18 protein-coding genes are annotated in these 14972 nt (G+C 70.0%); all 18 read left to right on the top strand.

The window, feature by feature from the left end:
* Positions 1–188: 188 nt before the first annotated feature.
* The 18 genes from IPN47_05245 (at position 189) to IPN47_05160 (ending at position 14952) form a co-directional block, all read left to right on the top strand.
* Positions 189–776, top strand: coding sequence for a flagellar basal body-associated FliL family protein (locus tag IPN47_05245; GenBank protein ID MBK9407451.1), 588 nt, complete (start codon positions 189–191; stop codon positions 774–776).
* Between the two features lie 3 nt (positions 777–779).
* Positions 780–1808, top strand: a complete 1029-nt coding sequence (locus tag IPN47_05240) for a FliM/FliN family flagellar motor switch protein (GenBank protein MBK9407450.1) — start codon at positions 780–782, stop codon at positions 1806–1808.
* Positions 1805–2146: a flagellar motor switch protein FliN gene (gene fliN, locus IPN47_05235; GenBank protein MBK9407449.1), complete on the top strand. Its 342-nt coding sequence runs from the start codon at positions 1805–1807 to the stop codon at positions 2144–2146. The genes IPN47_05240 and fliN overlap by 4 nt, the downstream gene beginning before the upstream one ends.
* Positions 2143–3465 carry a flagellar type III secretion system pore protein FliP gene (fliP, locus tag IPN47_05230; GenBank protein ID MBK9407448.1) on the top strand — a complete coding sequence of 441 codons (1323 nt, stop codon included), beginning with the start codon at positions 2143–2145 and terminating at the stop codon, positions 3463–3465. Before fliN ends, fliP begins: the two co-directional genes overlap by 4 nt.
* 61 nt (positions 3466–3526) lie before the next feature.
* Positions 3527–3799: a flagellar biosynthesis protein FliQ gene (gene fliQ, locus IPN47_05225; GenBank protein ID MBK9407447.1), complete on the top strand. Its 273-nt coding sequence runs from the start codon at positions 3527–3529 to the stop codon at positions 3797–3799.
* Positions 3800–3813: 14 nt separating this feature from the next.
* On the top strand, positions 3814–4608 hold the full coding sequence (locus IPN47_05220) for a flagellar biosynthetic protein FliR (GenBank protein ID MBK9407446.1): 795 nt from the start codon (positions 3814–3816) through the stop codon (positions 4606–4608).
* A 1-nt stretch (position 4609) separates the two neighbouring features.
* Positions 4610–5698 (top strand): flagellar biosynthesis protein FlhB, encoded by a 1089-nt coding sequence (gene flhB / locus IPN47_05215; GenBank protein MBK9407445.1) that lies wholly within the window; start codon positions 4610–4612, stop codon positions 5696–5698.
* Positions 5699–5715: 17 nt separating this feature from the next.
* Positions 5716–7788: a flagellar biosynthesis protein FlhA gene (gene flhA / locus IPN47_05210; GenBank protein ID MBK9407444.1), complete on the top strand. Its 2073-nt coding sequence runs from the start codon at positions 5716–5718 to the stop codon at positions 7786–7788.
* Positions 7778–8614, top strand: a complete 837-nt coding sequence (locus tag IPN47_05205; protein MBK9407443.1) for a hypothetical protein — start codon at positions 7778–7780, stop codon at positions 8612–8614. Before flhA ends, IPN47_05205 begins: the two co-directional genes overlap by 11 nt.
* On the top strand, positions 8611–9441 hold the full coding sequence (locus IPN47_05200; GenBank protein ID MBK9407442.1) for a P-loop NTPase: 831 nt from the start codon (positions 8611–8613) through the stop codon (positions 9439–9441). Before IPN47_05205 ends, IPN47_05200 begins: the two co-directional genes overlap by 4 nt.
* A 4-nt stretch (positions 9442–9445) precedes the next feature.
* On the top strand, positions 9446–10201 hold the full coding sequence (locus IPN47_05195) for a FliA/WhiG family RNA polymerase sigma factor (GenBank protein ID MBK9407441.1): 756 nt from the start codon (positions 9446–9448) through the stop codon (positions 10199–10201).
* Positions 10202–10203: 2 nt separating this feature from the next.
* On the top strand, positions 10204–10575 hold the full coding sequence (locus IPN47_05190) for a hypothetical protein (GenBank protein ID MBK9407440.1): 372 nt from the start codon (positions 10204–10206) through the stop codon (positions 10573–10575).
* An 86-nt stretch (positions 10576–10661) separates the two neighbouring features.
* Positions 10662–11357: a flagellar hook basal-body protein gene (locus IPN47_05185; protein MBK9407439.1), complete on the top strand. Its 696-nt coding sequence runs from the start codon at positions 10662–10664 to the stop codon at positions 11355–11357.
* 35 nt (positions 11358–11392) lie between these two features.
* Positions 11393–12184, top strand: coding sequence for a flagellar basal-body rod protein FlgG (flgG, locus tag IPN47_05180; GenBank protein MBK9407438.1), 792 nt, complete (start codon positions 11393–11395; stop codon positions 12182–12184).
* Complete coding sequence (gene flgA, locus IPN47_05175; protein ID MBK9407437.1) at positions 12184–12792, top strand: flagellar basal body P-ring formation protein FlgA; 609 nt, start codon at positions 12184–12186, stop codon at positions 12790–12792. The genes flgG and flgA overlap by 1 nt, the downstream gene beginning before the upstream one ends.
* The gene (locus IPN47_05170) at positions 12789–13520 is read left to right on the top strand and encodes a flagellar basal body L-ring protein FlgH (GenBank protein ID MBK9407436.1); all 732 of its coding nucleotides are present in this window, start codon (positions 12789–12791) and stop codon (positions 13518–13520) included. Before flgA ends, IPN47_05170 begins: the two co-directional genes overlap by 4 nt.
* A gap of 5 nt (positions 13521–13525) precedes the next feature.
* Positions 13526–14575, top strand: coding sequence for a flagellar basal body P-ring protein FlgI (locus IPN47_05165; protein MBK9407435.1), 1050 nt, complete (start codon positions 13526–13528; stop codon positions 14573–14575).
* A gap of 71 nt (positions 14576–14646) precedes the next feature.
* Positions 14647–14952: a rod-binding protein gene (locus IPN47_05160; GenBank protein ID MBK9407434.1), complete on the top strand. Its 306-nt coding sequence runs from the start codon at positions 14647–14649 to the stop codon at positions 14950–14952.
* The last annotated feature ends 20 nt before the right edge of the window (positions 14953–14972 follow it).

Raw genomic sequence — 14972 nt, 5'->3', positions numbered from 1 at the left:
CGGGGTGTCGTCCCGATCGATCCCGCCAGGCGACTTCCACGTAACCCGTTGTTGGTTCGTGTCTTACGTCACGCTTCTCTCGCCAGCGTGGCGTCGATTCCCGTTGGCCCGGGGCGTGCCTTCGCATACCTGCGCACGACGTGCGTTCTTCGCGCGCCGCGCCTTCGCACCCGCTCCCGGTCCCCGACATGTCCGAACAACCCGCAGCACCCGCAGAAGGTGGAGAGGCGCCAGCCAAGGCTGGTCCCAAGGGCGTGGTCCTCATCGGGGCCCTCGTGGGCACGCTCCTCATCGGCGGCGCGGCCGGCCTCTTCGCGGTCGGCCCCATGCTCGCCAAGAAATCCGGCTACGTGGTCTCCGCAGCGGGCGCCGACTCGGCCGCCGCTGATGGAGGGCACGGTGACGCGGCCGCCGCCGAGGGAGATGCGGGGGGCCACGGCGAGGCCGCGGCGGGAGGCGAGGGGGGGGCGGCCGCCAACCTGCACCTGGTCGACAACCTCGTGCTCAACCCGGCCGGTTCGGGGGGGGCGCGCTTCCTGATGCTCGCCGCCGCGCTCGAGTTCTCGGATGCCGCCATGGTCGAGGAGACCAAGGCCCGCGACGCCGAGGTGCGCGACATCGTGCTGCGCGTCATGGGAGCCCGCACCGTCGAGGAACTCTCGGAGATGTCCAACCGCGAGGCGATCAAGAAGGAGCTGGCCGACTCGTTAGGAACGCTCTTCAAGAAGAAGAAGGCGATCCGCCGCATCTACTTCCCGCAGTTCGTCATCCAGTAGATCGTGGCCTCCGAGACACTCTCCCAAAATGAGATTGACGCCCTCCTCGGCGGAGGGGGTCGATCCAGCGCAGCGGCCGCGCTGCCGTCGTCAGTCGATGCACTGACGGAGGCGCAGGTCTATGACTTCCGCCGTCCGCACCGCATCTCGAAGGAGAAGCTGCGGACGCTGGAGGCCATGTACGAGCGCTTCGCCAAGTCGCTCGAGGGTTGGCTGCTCGGGCGCGTGCGCGGCGGCGTGCAGCTGCAACTCCAGAGCGTCGAGCAGTTCTCGTTCGGCGAGTTCACGCTCTCGCTCCCGACGCCCTGCGCCTCCTACACGTTCGAGCTCCAGAACACCGGCGGACAGCAGGGGGTCATCGACTTCGGGCACGAGTTCGCGTACTTCCTCGTCGATCGCCTCTTCGGCGGCAGTGGCGTGCCGGCGCTCCCCAACCGCGCGCTCACCCCCATCGAGCGCATGGCGGTGCGCATGGTCGCCGACCGCGTGCTCAACGTCCTGCAGGAAGTCTGGCAGGACTACATCGAGATGGACCTCTCGCTCACCGGCTTCGAGTCCATCCCCGAGATCCTCCGCATCGCCAATCGCGAGGACCCCGTCCTCGTGGCCAACATCGAGGTCGCCGCTGCGGAAACGCGCAGCCTGCTCCTTGTCTGCCTGCCGTTCGCAGTGCTGGAGCGCTTCTTCGCCGGCGGACAGGAGCGCCGGGCGACGATGCTCGGGACGCCGGAGGAGCAGGTGTCGAACCGCGACCTGGCCGAGTACTCGGTGCGCGGTACGCGCATCCCGATCGCCGCGCGCCTCCCCTCGTTCAACATGAACATGCGCGAGCTGCTCGCGCTCTCGGCGGGGAGCGTCATCTCGACCGGGCTCGCCCGCAACGCCGAACTCGACGTCATCGTCGGGGCGCAACCTCGCTTTCGCGCGTCGCCGGGCCGCATCGGTCCCGCACTCGCCATTCGCCTTACCGACGGGCTCCATCCGGCGCCCGAGACCGACACCCTTCCGATCACGCGGACCACGTTGCCATGACCGCTCCCGACACCAGCGCCCAGGACCCGATGGAGGCCAACTTCGAGGAGATCACGGCGGTCCTCTCCGCCGGCGGTGAGGTGCCCATCTCACTCCTCCTCGACCTCACGCTCCCCGTCTCCATCGAGTTAGGGCGGACGGCGATGACGGTGCAGGAAGTGCTGCGCCTCGGGCGCGGCAGCGTGATCCAGCTCGACCGCCTCGCCGGCGAGCCGATCGACATCTATGTCGGGGACCGTCGCTTCGCCGAGGGCGAGGTGGTGGTGCTCGGCGAGCACTTCGGCGTGCGCATCACGCGCATCCTTTCGAAGAAGGCGATTGCCGAGGCCGCGGCGTGACCTTCAGTTCCCTCGTCGGCATCGCGCTGACCCTCGCCCTCGTCCTCGGCCTTCTCGCCGTCACCATGCGCCTGTTGCGCAAGGTGTCGCAGGGGGGGACGCTCGGGCGCAGCAAGGGGGGCGTGCCGCTCGAGGTCGTGCAACGCATCGCGTTAGGCCCCCGTCAGGGGATCGCGGTCGTGCGCATCGGCGAGCAGTTGGTCGCGGTCAGTGTCGGCGAAGGAGGGGTGCGCACGCTGGCCGAGCTCGAGCCGGCCGAGGCGACGGCCCCGGCCGTGGTGCACGAACCGTTGTCCGGCGTCGTGCAGTCGCCGGCGATGGGCGGCACGCGCGACTTCCGCACGGCGCTGATGCATGGGCTGCGCTCGGCAGGGCTGCCGTTGGTGATCGCGGCGATGACCGCCACGGCGCTGGCGTCCCAGCGTGTGTCGGCGCAGGCCACCCAGCGCCCGGCCACGCCGGCCGCCACCCCATCGACGGGGACCGCCGCCCCGCGAGCCACCCCCCCGCGCACCCAGCCGCCACGAGGCGCCACCGCATCGCCGGCCACCGTCGCCCAGCCGCAACGTGCGCTGGGCGCGGCGCCGGCAGCGCCCGCGAGCCAGGCCGCGTCGACGTCGCTCGACGACGCGTTAGGCAAGGCGATCCCGAAGCTCGACCTCTCGGTCGACGGCAGCACGCCCGGCGGGCTGCGCCTCAGCGGCTCGGTCGGGATCGTCATCATGATGGGGCTCCTCACGCTGCTCCCCACGCTGGTCCTCATGATGACCAGCTTCACGCGCATCCTGATCGTCCTCCAGTTCCTCAAGCAGGCGCTCGGCACGCAGACCGCGCCGCCCGCACAGGTGGTGAGTGCGCTCGCGCTGCTGCTGACGGGTTTCGTGATGGCCCCGACCATGACCCAGGTCAATCGTGTCGCCATCACGCCGTGGCTCGACGGGCAGATCGAGCAGGGGGCGATGATGAAGAACGCCCTCGGCCCCATGCGCGACTTCATGCTTCGCCAGACGCGCGAGCGCGACATCGCCGCTTTCGTCGACATGGCTGGCGGTCCCGCGCCGGCACGCCCCGAGGACGTCTCCACCATCGTCCTCACGAGCGCCTTCGTCACGAGCGAGCTGCGCACCGCCTTCCAGCTCGGCTTCGTCCTGTTCCTCCCATTCATCGTGATCGACATCGTCGTCAGCTCGGTGCTCATGAGCATGGGCATGTTCATGCTGCCGCCCGCGATGATCGCGTTGCCGTTCAAGCTCCTGCTCTTCGTCCTGGTCGATGGCTGGTCGCTCCTGATCCAGTCGCTGGTACAAGGCTTCAAGTAGCGTGCGGCCCCCCCCGCATGCGCCATTCGCTCCCGTCTTCCCGTCTTCCCGTCTCCCGGCAATGAGCTACGCCCTCGTCTCCGATCTCGCCCGCAACGCGATGATGGTCGCCATGCTCCTCGCGGCGCCCCTCCTCGCCGTGGCGCTGATCATCGGGCTGTTGGTCAGCATCCTCCAGACGGTGACGCAGATCCAGGAGCAGACGCTCTCGTTCGTCCCCAAGCTGCTGGGCGTGGCGGCCGTCTTCCTCGTCGGGCTTCCGTGGATGTTGCAGCTGCTGGTCGAGTACACGCAGCGCCTCTTCCGATCGCTTCCCGCGATGGTCAACGGTTGATCGAGCACCCTCGGATGCCCCTCCCCGCCTTCGACCTCTACGCCCCCGGTGCCCCCGCCACCCTCGTGCTCTTCAGCGCGCGGGTGAGTGGACTGGTGCTGGTCGCGCCGGTCTTCTCGGCGCGTCCCGTGCCGATGGCGGTGAAGACGGGGCTGGTCGTCCTGCTCTCGATCCTGATGGTCCCGGTGGCCCAGTCTCACCTCGTGCGCCCGCCGCTCCTGACACCGGCCGCGATCGTCGGCGAGACGTTGGTGGGCTTCGCCCTGGGGCTCGGCGCGGCGCTCATCGTGGGGGCGGCCGAGACGGCGGGAGAGCTGCTGTCGGTCCAGATCGGGCTGGCCGGTTCGGCGATCGTCGACCCGCTCTCTTCCCAGCAATCAACGGCGTTAGGCCAGTTCGTCCATCTCTTCGCGATCGCGCTGGTCCTGTCGCTCAACGGCCACCTGGTCATGCTCGACGCGCTGGCCACCAGCGCCGAGCGCATGCCGCTCGGGGCGCCCCTGGAGATCGCGGCGGGGCTCCGGTCCTTCGTGTCGTTAGGGTCGACGCTCTTCGCGCTCGGCCTGCAGTTCGCCGCGCCCGTCGTGGCCGTCGTGATGGTCGCCAACGTCGCGCTGGCGGTGCTGAGCCGCGCCGCTCCCCAGCTGCAGATCCTGCAGCTCGCCTTCCCGATCCAGATCCTGGTGGGCATCGGCACGCTCGTCGCCTCCCTCCCCTTCCTCGCCACCTGGTTCCTTGGCTGGGAGGCGTCGTACGACGCCCTCCTGACCCGGGCCATGACCGCGCTCTCGGGCGCGGGAGCTCGCTGACATGGCACTGGCCGACCAGGAAAAGACCGAGGCCCCAACACAAAAACGGCGCGACGATGCCCGGGAAGAGGGGCGCATCCCGCGCTCGCAGGAGCTCACGACGTCGTTCGTGCTCCTCGGGGCGGCGATGCTCCTCAACCTCATGGGCGGGTCGATGGGATCGCAGATCATGGCGATCTTCGCCGACGGCATGGCCCAGGTGGGGTCGGTCCCGTTAGGCGCCGACTCCGCCGTCTCGCTCGTGCGGACCCTCGGCACGCGCGTCCTCGTCGTGATCGGCGGCTGGGGGGGGGCGCTCATGCTGCTGGGCCTCGCCATCGCCGCCCCGCAGGCGCGTGGCGTCCTCACGCTCAAGCCGCTCACCCCCGACTTCTCCAAGCTCTCGCCGGCACGCAATGCCAAGCGGGTGCTTGGCATCCAGTCGTTCGCCGACCTGTTCAAGTCGCTGCTCAAGCTCGCCCTGGTGGGCTTCGCGGTCACCAGCGCCCTGCGCGCGGCGTGGCACGACATCCTCGCCCTGTCGCAGGAGCCGGCCTTCAGCTTCCTCCTGGTCACGATCCGGTACTCGGTCAAGCTCCTGACCACCGCCGGGCTGTGCTACCTGGGGTTGGCGGCGCTCGACTACGCCTTCCAGATCTGGCAGTTCGAGTCGTCGCTCAAGATGAGCCGCGACGAGATCAAGGAAGAGTCCAAGCAGTCCGAGGGTGACCCGCTGGTCAAGCAGCGCATGCGCTCCTTCGGGCGCGCGTTGGCGCGCCGCCAGATGATGCGCGACGTCCCCAAGGCCGACGTGATCATCACCAACCCGACGCACATCGCCGTCGCCCTGCTCTACGACCCGTTCAAGGCCCCCGCCCCGATCGTCCTCGCGTTAGGCCAGCGCAAGGTCGCCGAGCGCATCAAGGCGATCGCGCGCGAGCACGGCATCCCGTGCATCGAAAACAAGCCGCTGGCCCGCGCACTCCTGGCCGCAGCCAAGGTCGGCCAGATGATCCCGAGTGAACTCTATGTCGCCGTGGCCGAGATCCTGGCCTTCGTGATCCGCCGCCGCATGGTGCGCGGCAAGCCCCTGCAGGGGGTGACCGCATGAGCGCGAGTGTGCGTCCGATGCCGGTCGCCGAAGGGCTGGCCAAGCGCAACGCCGAGATGGGGCTCGCCATCGCGGTGGTCTTCGTGCTCGGCCTAATGATCGTGCCGCTCCCCGCCGTCATCCTCGACCTGCTGCTCGCCACCAGCATCGGGCTCTCGCTCGTCGTGCTGCTGACGACGATGCAGACGGTGGAGCCGCTGGAGTTCTCGTCGTTCCCGGCGATGCTGCTCCTGCTCACGATCTTCCGGCTGGGCCTCAACTTCGCCTCCACGCGCCTCATCCTCAGCGAGGGGCACGCCGGGCAGGTGATCCAGGCCTTCGGACAGTTTGTCATCGGCGGCAACTACGCCGTCGGCGTCGTCCTCTTCCTGATCCTGATCGGCATCAACTTCATCGTGATCACGAAGGGCGCCGGGCGCGTGGCCGAAGTGGCCGCGCGCTTCACCCTCGATGCCATGCCGGGCAAGCAGATGGCCATCGACGCCGACCTGTCGGCGGGGCTCATCGACGAAACGGAAGCGCGTCGGCGTCGTGAGGAGATCGCGCGACAGGCCGACTTCTACGGCGCGATGGACGGTGCCTCGAAGTTCGTGAAGGGTGACGCCATCGCCGCGCTCCTCATCACGGGCATCAACATCCTCGGCGGGATCTTCATCGCCGTCATCCAGCGCGGACTCCCGCTGGCGCAGGCCGCGTCGCAGTACACGATCCTCACCGTGGGCGAGGGGCTGGTGGCCCAGGTGCCGGCGCTCATCGTCTCCACCGCGGCCGGCATCATGGTCACCCGCGCCTCCGGCCAGGCGCGCATGGGATCGCAGATGGCCGAGCAGCTCGCCGCCTATCCGCGGGCGATGACGGTGGCGGCCGGCGTGCTGACGACCTTCGGCCTCATCCCCGGGCTCCCGAAGCTCCCGTTCCTGGCGTTAGGCGGCGCCATGTTCCTCCTGGCGCGTGCGGCGACCGCCGCCGAGACCCGGCGGAACGCGGCGCGGCAGGCGGCGACGGAAGAGTCGGAGCGCCCGATCGAGAAGCCCGCCGACCCGATGCGCGACTTGCTGCAGATCGACTCGATCGAGCTCGAGGTCGGCTACGCGCTCATCCCGCTCGTCGAGGAGCGCCAGGGGGGCAACCTCCTGGAGCGCATCCAGCTCCTCCGCAAGCAGGCAGCGCTCGAGGTGGGGATCCTGATCCCGCCCATCCGCGTGCGCGACAACTTGCAACTCCCGGCCAACGAGTACGTGATCAAGCTGCGCGGCGCCGAGATCGCCCGTGCCGAGGTCATGCCGCGCTTCCACCTGGCGCTCGACACCGGCTCCGTGATCCACGGCATCGAGGGGATCGAGACGATCGACCCCGCGTTCGGGCTCACCGCGCGCTGGATCGCCTCCTCGCGGCGCGTGGAGGCCGAGTCGTTAGGCTATGTGGTCGTGGAGCCGGTGGTCGTGATCGCCACGCACCTCATGGAGGCGCTCAAGGTCAACGCCGCCGAGCTCCTCGGGCGCCAGGACGTGCAGGAGATGGTCGAAACGCTCAAGAAGTCGCACCCGGCGTTGGTCGAAGACCTCATCCCGGCCAAGGTGTCGCTCGGGCTGCTGCATCGCGTCCTGCAGCGCCTGCTGCGCGAGCGCATTCCCATCCGCGACCTCGTCACGATCCTCGAGGCCTTGGGCGACGGCGTCGAGCAGACGAAGGATGCCGAGGTCCTCACCGAGCACGTGCGCCGCTCGCTGTCGAACATCATCGCGCGGTCGTTCGCCGATCCGTCGGGCGCGGTCAGTGGGATCACCATCGGGCCACGCCTCGAGGCGTCGCTCATGGGGCTCTTCTCGCCGCGCAACGCGCCGGCAGGGCTGGCCCCGCTCACGCCGGACCTGCTCGCCGACCTGTTGCGCGAACTGAACTTCCTCGCGACCACGCATGCCAGCGAGGGGCGCCTCCCGCCGCTCATCACCCCGCCGTCGCTGCGCGTGGGTGTGCGCCGCCTGGTGGAGCCCGTGCTCGCCACGCTCCCTGTCATCTCGCTCGCCGAACTGCCGACCACCGTGAAACTGAACTCCGTCGCCACCTGGGAGCTGACCCATGCTGCTTGAGACCTTCCACGGCACCGACCTGCGCCGCGTGTTCGACGATGCCCGGCGCGCGTTAGGCGAGGATGTCCTCATCATCCGGAGCGCAGTCAGCAAGGAAGGCGGGGTCACCCGCGTCGAGGTGATCGCCGCAAGGCAGCAGGACCTGCACGCCCTCCGCCAGCGCCTGGAGCCCACCATGCCCGCGCTCACGCGCGGCCAGGGCGGGCGCACGCGTAGCGGGCCGTTCCTCCTCGCCCTCGTCGGCCCCACCGGCGCCGGCAAGACGACGGTGGCCGCCAAGCTCGCCATGCACCGGGCGGTCTTCGGCAGCCGCAAGGTCGGACTCATCACGCTCGACACGTATCGCGTCGGGGCCCTCGAACAGATGCAGCAGTACGCCGAGGTGATGAACCTGCCGCTCGAGGTGCTGTACGACGCCCGCGAAGTTCCCGCCGCGCTCAAGCGCCTCGACGATCGCGAAGTCGTGATCATCGACACTCCGGGGCGCTCGCCGCGCGCCAAGGACGCCAACGGGCAGTGGCAGGCGCTGCTGCGCGCCATCACTCCTGACGAAGTCCACCTCGTCCTGCCGGCCACGATGCGTCCCGACGCCGTCCCCGCCCTCGTGGCGGCGCTGGCGCCGTGCCGCCTCACGCACGCCATCGTCTCCAAGGTCGACGAACTCCACGACGAACGCGCAGTCGCAGACGTCGCGGCACGCGTCGACCTCCCCATTCGCTGGATCGCGGACGGCCAGGCCGTCCCCGATGACCTGCATCCCTCGCGGAGCCGCATCCTCAGCGCGCTCGGCCTGCCGCAGGCGTCGTCCTCCACGCGCGCGGCATGAGTCGCCCCATGACCCTCCTCCCCTCGTCCAACGGCGGCACGGCGCGCGCGGCACAGCCCGCAACGCCGACCGTCGTCGCGGTCGGGAGCGGCAAGGGTGGCGTCGGGACGTCGACGATCGCCGCGCTCCTGGCCGCCACGATGGCCGAGCAGGGACATCGCGTGCTCCTCGTCGATGCCGGTCAGCGCCTGGGTGGGCTGCACCATCTCCTGGGTGTGGAACCAACCGGCTCGTTAGGTCAGCTCCGCGGCGAACGCGAACCGCGCGACCTCCTCGTCCCGGTGGCCGAGCGCCTCTCGCTCTTTCCGGCCAGCGCCGACGAGACCGAGCTGCGCCCCACCGAGCGCCGGCTCCTCATGCGACGCGTGATGTCGCTCTTCCCCTCCTTCGAACTGGTCGTCGTCGACGCGGGCTCGAGCGCCGAGTCGCTCGTGGCCGCCTGCGCCGATGGGGCCACGCGCCTCCTCGCGGTCACCGCGGGCGACCGCATCTCGCTGGTCGCCACGTACGCCCTCGTCAAGCTGCTGCATGAACGGGCGGCCGGCGTGCGCGTCGACATCGTGGCCAACCGCGTCGGCGACGACAACGCCGACCGACTGCACGAACACCTCAACGGGGCCTCCGTGCGCTTCCTCTCGCGTACCGTCCCCTTCGCCGGCGCCGTCCCCGACGACCCCGACTTCGGCAGCGCCCTCGCCGCCGGACTCGGGACCGCCGAAGCGTCGTTAGGCTCCACCGCGGCCCTCGCCGTCCGCACCATCGGCGAGCGTATTCTCGCCGAGGCCGCCGCACCGCCTTCGATTCCCCGTCTCTTGCGCAAAGGTTGATCAGATGGCATCCGAGAACCTCTGGGGCGCACTCGCCAAGGGTGACCAGGTCGCACGCGAGCGACTCCTCACGGAGAACCTCAACCTCGTGCACCACGTCGCGCGCCAGCTCTCCAAGGCGCTGGCGGCCCCGGCCGACTTCGACGAGCTGGTCTCGTGCGGCACGATCGGGCTGATGAACGCCCTCGACGCCTTCGAGCCGGCGCGCGGCCTCGCCTTCTCCACCTTCGCCGTCCCTCGCATCCGCGGCGCCATCCTCGACGAATTGCGGCGCCAGGACCACGTCCCGCGATCGATCCGTCGCAAGACGCGCGAGATTGCGCACGCCCGCGAGACGCTGACGCGCATCTTCGGTCGCCCGGCTACCGACCGGGAGCTCGCCGAGCACCTCGGCCTCGACCTGGGCACGCTGTGGCGCTGGCAAGCCGACACCGAGAGCGCCGTGCAGATCTCGCTCGATCAGTCGGCAACCGAACACGAGGGACAACCGCTCCTCCCGCCGGAGGCCCTCGCCAGCGAAGCCGACAACACGATCGAAGACGACATCAATCGCGACCAGGAGAAGGAGATCCTCAAGACGGCGCTGCGCGGCCTCAAGGACCAGGAGCGCATCGTGCTCACGCTGTACTACTTCGAAGAACTCAAGCTCCATGAGATCGCCGAGGTGCTCGACCTGACCGAATCGCGCGTCTCGCAGATTCGCGCCAAGGCGCTGTCGCGCCTGCGCACCGAGCTCGCCCACTTCCGGACGCCGGCCTAACGATGCGCCCCCTCCTCCGCCTCGTCGACCTCATCACGAGCGACACGCTCACGCTCGTCGCGACCGGCGTCCTCGTCTTCGCCGTGCTCGCCCTGCTCGTCCTCATCGCCTGGCCCACGCGCCCTGAGCGCGTGACCGCGGGCGCCCGCACCCCTCGCTCGGAAGCCGCACGTGCACTCGTCCAGTCTGGAACGCCTGCGGTGGAAATCGCGCGGCGCACCGGGCTGTCGCGCGACGCGCTGGCGCTCATGGTGGGCATGGCGTCGACTTCCGCCCGGCAGAAAGCGCCCGGCTCGGCACGTCTTTCCCTATTGCAGCGTCTTCGCCGGGTGGGTGGCGCCGGGGCCGTGCGGAGCCAAGTGCCTGTGGGTTAAGGCGTTACAGCGCCGGCGCCAGGCGCGCCGGTGCGGGCACATCGGTTGCCTTTCCATGCGGGTGTCCCTCGCCCCGAGTTCCCCGCATGAAGACCGACGGAATCGCCAGCGCCGCCTACGCCCTCCGCTATTGGGAGCGCCGTCAGGACGTCGCGTCGAACAACCTGGCCAACGTCAACACGACGGGCTTCAAGGGCGAGCGCGTCTTCGCCCGCCTGGTCGCCGAGGGACTCCCGGTGGCCGAGGCCTCGACGGACTTCACGGAGGGGGTCTTCTCCCCGACCGGCAATCCGCTCGACATCGCCCAGCGCGGCAACAACTACTTCGTCGTCTCCACGCCCGGCGGTGAACGCTGGACGCACGGGGGCTCGTGGAGTGTCGACCCCAAGGGGTTCCTGGCCGACGCCGACGGCAATCAACTGTTAGGCGAGAAGGGCCCCATCGCGGTCGCCGGCAAGACCGTCGAGATCGACCGCACCGGATGGGTGGTGGTCGACCGCGTCCGCGTCGACCGCCTGCGCGTCGAGACGCCGGCCGCCGGCGCCGTGCTCCAGCACGAGGGGGGGACGCGCTTCGTCCCCGACGCGGGCCGCACCGTCGTCGCCGTCGACGCGCGCGACATCCGGCAGGGCCACCTCGAGGGGAGCAACGTCAACACCCTCTCCTCGCTCGTGGACCTGATTTCGATCCAGCGCAACTTCACCGACGCGCAGAAGGTGCTCAGCACGCTCGACGGCATTCGCGGCACCATCGCGAACGACCTGTCCCGCGTCCCCGGCTGACGCCCTCCCGTCTCCCGTCTCCCGTCTCGAGTCCCATGAACCCAGCCCTTCGCACCTCCGCCACCGGCATGATGGCGCAGCAGCTCCGCACCGAGGTGATCGCCAACAACCTGGCGAACGTGAACACCACGGGCTTCAAGCGCTCGCGTGCCTCGTTCGAGGATCTCCTGTACCAGACCGTGCAGGGCGCCGCCGTCGTCGGCAATCCCGACACCAACACGATCCCGGCCGTGCAGGTCGGTCGCGGGACGCGCCTCGCCGCCGTGCAGCGCCTGCACTCGCAGGGGCCGGTCGAGCAGACGTCGCGCCCGCTCGATCTGGCCATCGAGGGCGAGGGCTTCTTCCAGGTGCAACTCCCGAGCGGCGCACTGGCCTACACGCGCGACGGCTCGTTCGGCATCTCCGACACCGGGACGATGATCACCAGCAACGGCTATGCGGTCGTTCCCGGCATCAAGATCCCGACGGACGCCACCGAGATCACGATCTCGTCGACCGGCAAGGTCTCGGTGTCGCAGAGCGTCACGCAGGTCGACAAGACCGAACTCGGGCAGCTCGAGCTGGCGCGCTTCATGAACCCGTCGGGATTGCAGGCGTTAGGCGAGAACCTCTTCGCCGAGACGCCGGCGTCCGGGCAGCCCACCGTCGGCTTCCCCAGCGAGGAAGGGATGGGGCGCATCCTCCAGGGCCACCTCGAGGGGAGCAACGTCGAGATCGTGCAGGAGATGGTCGACATGATCACTGCCATGCGCGCGTACGAGATCAACTCCAAGGCAATCAAGAACGCCGAGGAGATGATGTCGACCGCCAACAACATGATCCGCTGATGCCGCGCCTCGCGTCGTGCGCCGCCGGCCTCGCCTGGCCCATCCTCGTCGCCCTGCTGCCGGCGGGCGTCGTCTCCGGACGCGCGCTGCAGGCGCAGGAGGGGGGACAGGGTGCGACGACGGTGGCCCCCACGACGCCGGCCGCCCGCGTCGTCCCCACGACCGACGCCCGCGTCGTCCCCACGACCGACGCCCGCGTCGTCCCCATGACCGACGCCCACGTGGCCGCCCGTCGCATTCCGCGCGGCACCGTGCTGCGGGCCGCCGACATGAATATCGCCCGCGTGCCCGCCCGTGTCGACGCGCGCGGGGTCGTGCACGTCGACACCACCCCGGTCATCCCCGGATGGATCGCCCGCCGCGTGATCCAGCGCGGTGAGGTGCTGCGTGCGCCGGCCGTTGCCCCGGCCCCACTCGTGGCCGCCGGCCAGGCGGTGCAGTTCACCTACCAGCAGGACGGACTGGAACTGACGCTCGACGGCGTGGCCCCCGTGGCCGGGTCGTTAGGCGACACGATTCCCGTCCGACTCGGCGCCCGGCGCCGCGTCACCGGCGTCGTCGCCGGCCCGGCGCGCGTCATCGCCACCGACCTCTCGAGGACCCCATGATTCACCACTGCGACGTCGTCGCCACTCCGCGCCGGGTCACCGTGATCCCCGCCGTCCCCGCGGCCGAACCGTCGCGCATGCGGCGCGCCTTCCTCGGCCTGCTCTCCGGCATCGGGCTCCTGCTCACGCTCGTCGCTGCCTCGTTAGGGGCGCAACCGGCGCGACCGGCGCGGCCCACCGCCGACAGCGCCAAGGCGGCCCCGGTGCGCAACATCGCCTGGACCTCCAACAAGCGCAGCTTCGCCGTCGGCGACATCATCCGCGTCGTCGTCGACGAGTACGCCCTGGCCCAGGCCAACAAGGACAACACCAACTCCGCCTCGCGCCGTCGCCAGCTCGACGTCGGGATCAACCCGCCGCAGATGGGGACCGGCACCGGCGGACTCGGCGCGATCGACGGGTCGATGGAGGCAGGCGACGGCAGCACCTCCCAGCAGCGCGGCAACGCCACGCGCGGGACACGCTACGACGCCGAGATCCCGGTGCGCGTCGTCGCCGTCACCCCCGACGGCCTGCTGCAGGTCAAGGGGACGAAGCTCATCGACGTCGACAAGAACAAGCAGACGCTGACCCTGAGCGGCTTCGTCCGCCCGCTCGACGTCAACTCGCGCGACGCCGTCGGCTCCGATGCCATCGCCGACATGCAGCTGGCCTACGCATCGAAAGGATCACTCGGAAAGCCCAAGAGCGGGATCATCACCAGGATCGTCGGACTCCTGTGGCCGTGACCATCATGCGACGCCTTCTTTGCCTGACCCTTCTCGCCGCCACGGGCTTCAGCGCCCGGGCGGCGTTCGCGCAGGGTGTCCCCATTCGCGACCTGGTCATCGACGACCAGGGCGTCCCCCTGCGCCTCGTCGGCTACGGCCTGGTCACCGGCTTGAGCGGCACGGGCGACAACACCAATAGCGGGCGCAGCGCCCAGCAGACGGTGCAGTCGGTCGCCAACCTGCTGCGGCGCTTTGACGTCATCGTTCCTCCCGAACTCCTCCGCACGCGCAACGTCGCCGCCGTCCTCGTCACCGCGGAAGTCTCGCCGTACCTGCGTCCCGGCGGACGGTTCGAGGTGCAGGTGGCCTCGGTAGGCGACGCGCGCTCGCTGCGTGGCGGGGTCCTGTGGATGACCCCCCTCATCGCGGAGGTCGGCGGCAAGCCACTGGCGACCGCGCAGGGGCAGCTCTACGTCGATGAACAGGACGCCGTGCGTCGCCGCGTCGGCTACAGTTCGGCCAGCGGACGCATCTCCGCCGGTGGCCTCCTCGAGGTCGACCTGCCGCGACCGCAGTTCGCGGCCGCGAGCCGGCTCATTCTGCGCGAACCCGACATCGGGCTCGCCGCACGCATCGCCGCCGTCGTCGACTCGGTCGTCGGACAGGGGACCGCCAAGGTCGAGGACCCGGGGGCCATCTCCATCGCCGCCAAGGACTCGGGCGGAGGGGGGCCGGCCGCCGTCCTCGCCAAGATTCGCGACCTCAAGGTCGAGGTGGCGCGCGTGGCCCGCATCGTCATCGACCAGCGCCAGGGAACGGTCGTCGCCGGAGGGGACCTCACCCTCGGCCCCGGCGTGGTCAGCATCCAGGGGCTCACGCTCTCGATCGGGCCCGCACCTGCCGATACTGCTCAGCAGGGATCACGCAGCCAGGTCCGGGTGCCAACCGGGGCCACGGTCCAGCAGTTGGCCGCCGCGCTCTCCGCCGTTCGAACGCCGCCCTACCAGGTGGCGCAGATCTTCGAGGCACTCAAGCAGGTTGGCGCCATTTCCGCAGAGGTAGTCGCGCGGTGACGAACATCAACGCACTGAATCCGGGTGGTACGACGCGGAGCGAGGCTGGGCCAGCCCGGTCCGTGGGCGTCGTGCCGGGGGTCGAGGAGCGCGATGCTCGCCTGCGCGAGGTCGTGGGCCAGCTCCAGGGTGTCTTCGTGGAACAGCTCTTCAAGGCCATGCGGGAGACCGTGCCGACCGACGGCGTCACCAGCGGCGGCGCCGGCGAGCAGATGTTCGCCGGCATGCTCGACCAGCACCTCGCCAACGCCGTGCCGTCCCAGTGGGATCGCGGCCTCGGCGAGTCGCTCCTGCGTCAGCTTCGCCCCCAACTCGCCCTTGCAGGCACCACCGACGAGGCCGGCCCCACCGCCGCCGCGTTGCAGGTGCCGCGATGATTTCCAGTTCCGTGCAGCCC

This window comes from Gemmatimonadota bacterium (genome assembly GCA_016719105.1).
Classification (GTDB): Bacteria; Gemmatimonadota; Gemmatimonadetes; order Gemmatimonadales; family Gemmatimonadaceae; genus SCN-70-22.
This window is presented reverse-complemented; position numbering and strand designations above follow the sequence as displayed.

What these genes read in the sequence shown, in the direction of transcription:
- IPN47_05165 (MBK9407435.1), top strand. Translation starts at nt 13,526, where the DNA reads ATGCGACGCCTTCTTTGCCTGACCCTTCTCGCCGCCACGGGCTTCAGC.
- flgA (MBK9407437.1), top strand. Translation starts at nt 12,184, where the DNA reads ATGCCGCGCCTCGCGTCGTGCGCCGCCGGCCTCGCCTGGCCCATCCTC.
- IPN47_05170 (MBK9407436.1), top strand. Translation starts at nt 12,789, where the DNA reads ATGATTCACCACTGCGACGTCGTCGCCACTCCGCGCCGGGTCACCGTG.
- IPN47_05205 (MBK9407443.1), top strand. Translation starts at nt 7,778, where the DNA reads ATGCTGCTTGAGACCTTCCACGGCACCGACCTGCGCCGCGTGTTCGAC.
- fliQ (MBK9407447.1), top strand. Translation starts at nt 3,527, where the DNA reads ATGAGCTACGCCCTCGTCTCCGATCTCGCCCGCAACGCGATGATGGTC.
- flhA (MBK9407444.1), top strand. Translation starts at nt 5,716, where the DNA reads ATGCCGGTCGCCGAAGGGCTGGCCAAGCGCAACGCCGAGATGGGGCTC.
- IPN47_05245 (MBK9407451.1), top strand. Translation starts at nt 189, where the DNA reads ATGTCCGAACAACCCGCAGCACCCGCAGAAGGTGGAGAGGCGCCAGCC.
- IPN47_05190 (MBK9407440.1), top strand. Translation starts at nt 10,204, where the DNA reads ATGCGCCCCCTCCTCCGCCTCGTCGACCTCATCACGAGCGACACGCTC.
- flhB (MBK9407445.1), top strand. Translation starts at nt 4,610, where the DNA reads ATGGCACTGGCCGACCAGGAAAAGACCGAGGCCCCAACACAAAAACGG.
- fliN (MBK9407449.1), top strand. Translation starts at nt 1,805, where the DNA reads ATGACCGCTCCCGACACCAGCGCCCAGGACCCGATGGAGGCCAACTTC.
- IPN47_05195 (MBK9407441.1), top strand. Translation starts at nt 9,446, where the DNA reads ATGGCATCCGAGAACCTCTGGGGCGCACTCGCCAAGGGTGACCAGGTC.
- flgG (MBK9407438.1), top strand. Translation starts at nt 11,393, where the DNA reads ATGAACCCAGCCCTTCGCACCTCCGCCACCGGCATGATGGCGCAGCAG.
- IPN47_05185 (MBK9407439.1), top strand. Translation starts at nt 10,662, where the DNA reads ATGAAGACCGACGGAATCGCCAGCGCCGCCTACGCCCTCCGCTATTGG.
- IPN47_05220 (MBK9407446.1), top strand. Translation starts at nt 3,814, where the DNA reads ATGCCCCTCCCCGCCTTCGACCTCTACGCCCCCGGTGCCCCCGCCACC.
- IPN47_05200 (MBK9407442.1), top strand. Translation starts at nt 8,611, where the DNA reads ATGAGTCGCCCCATGACCCTCCTCCCCTCGTCCAACGGCGGCACGGCG.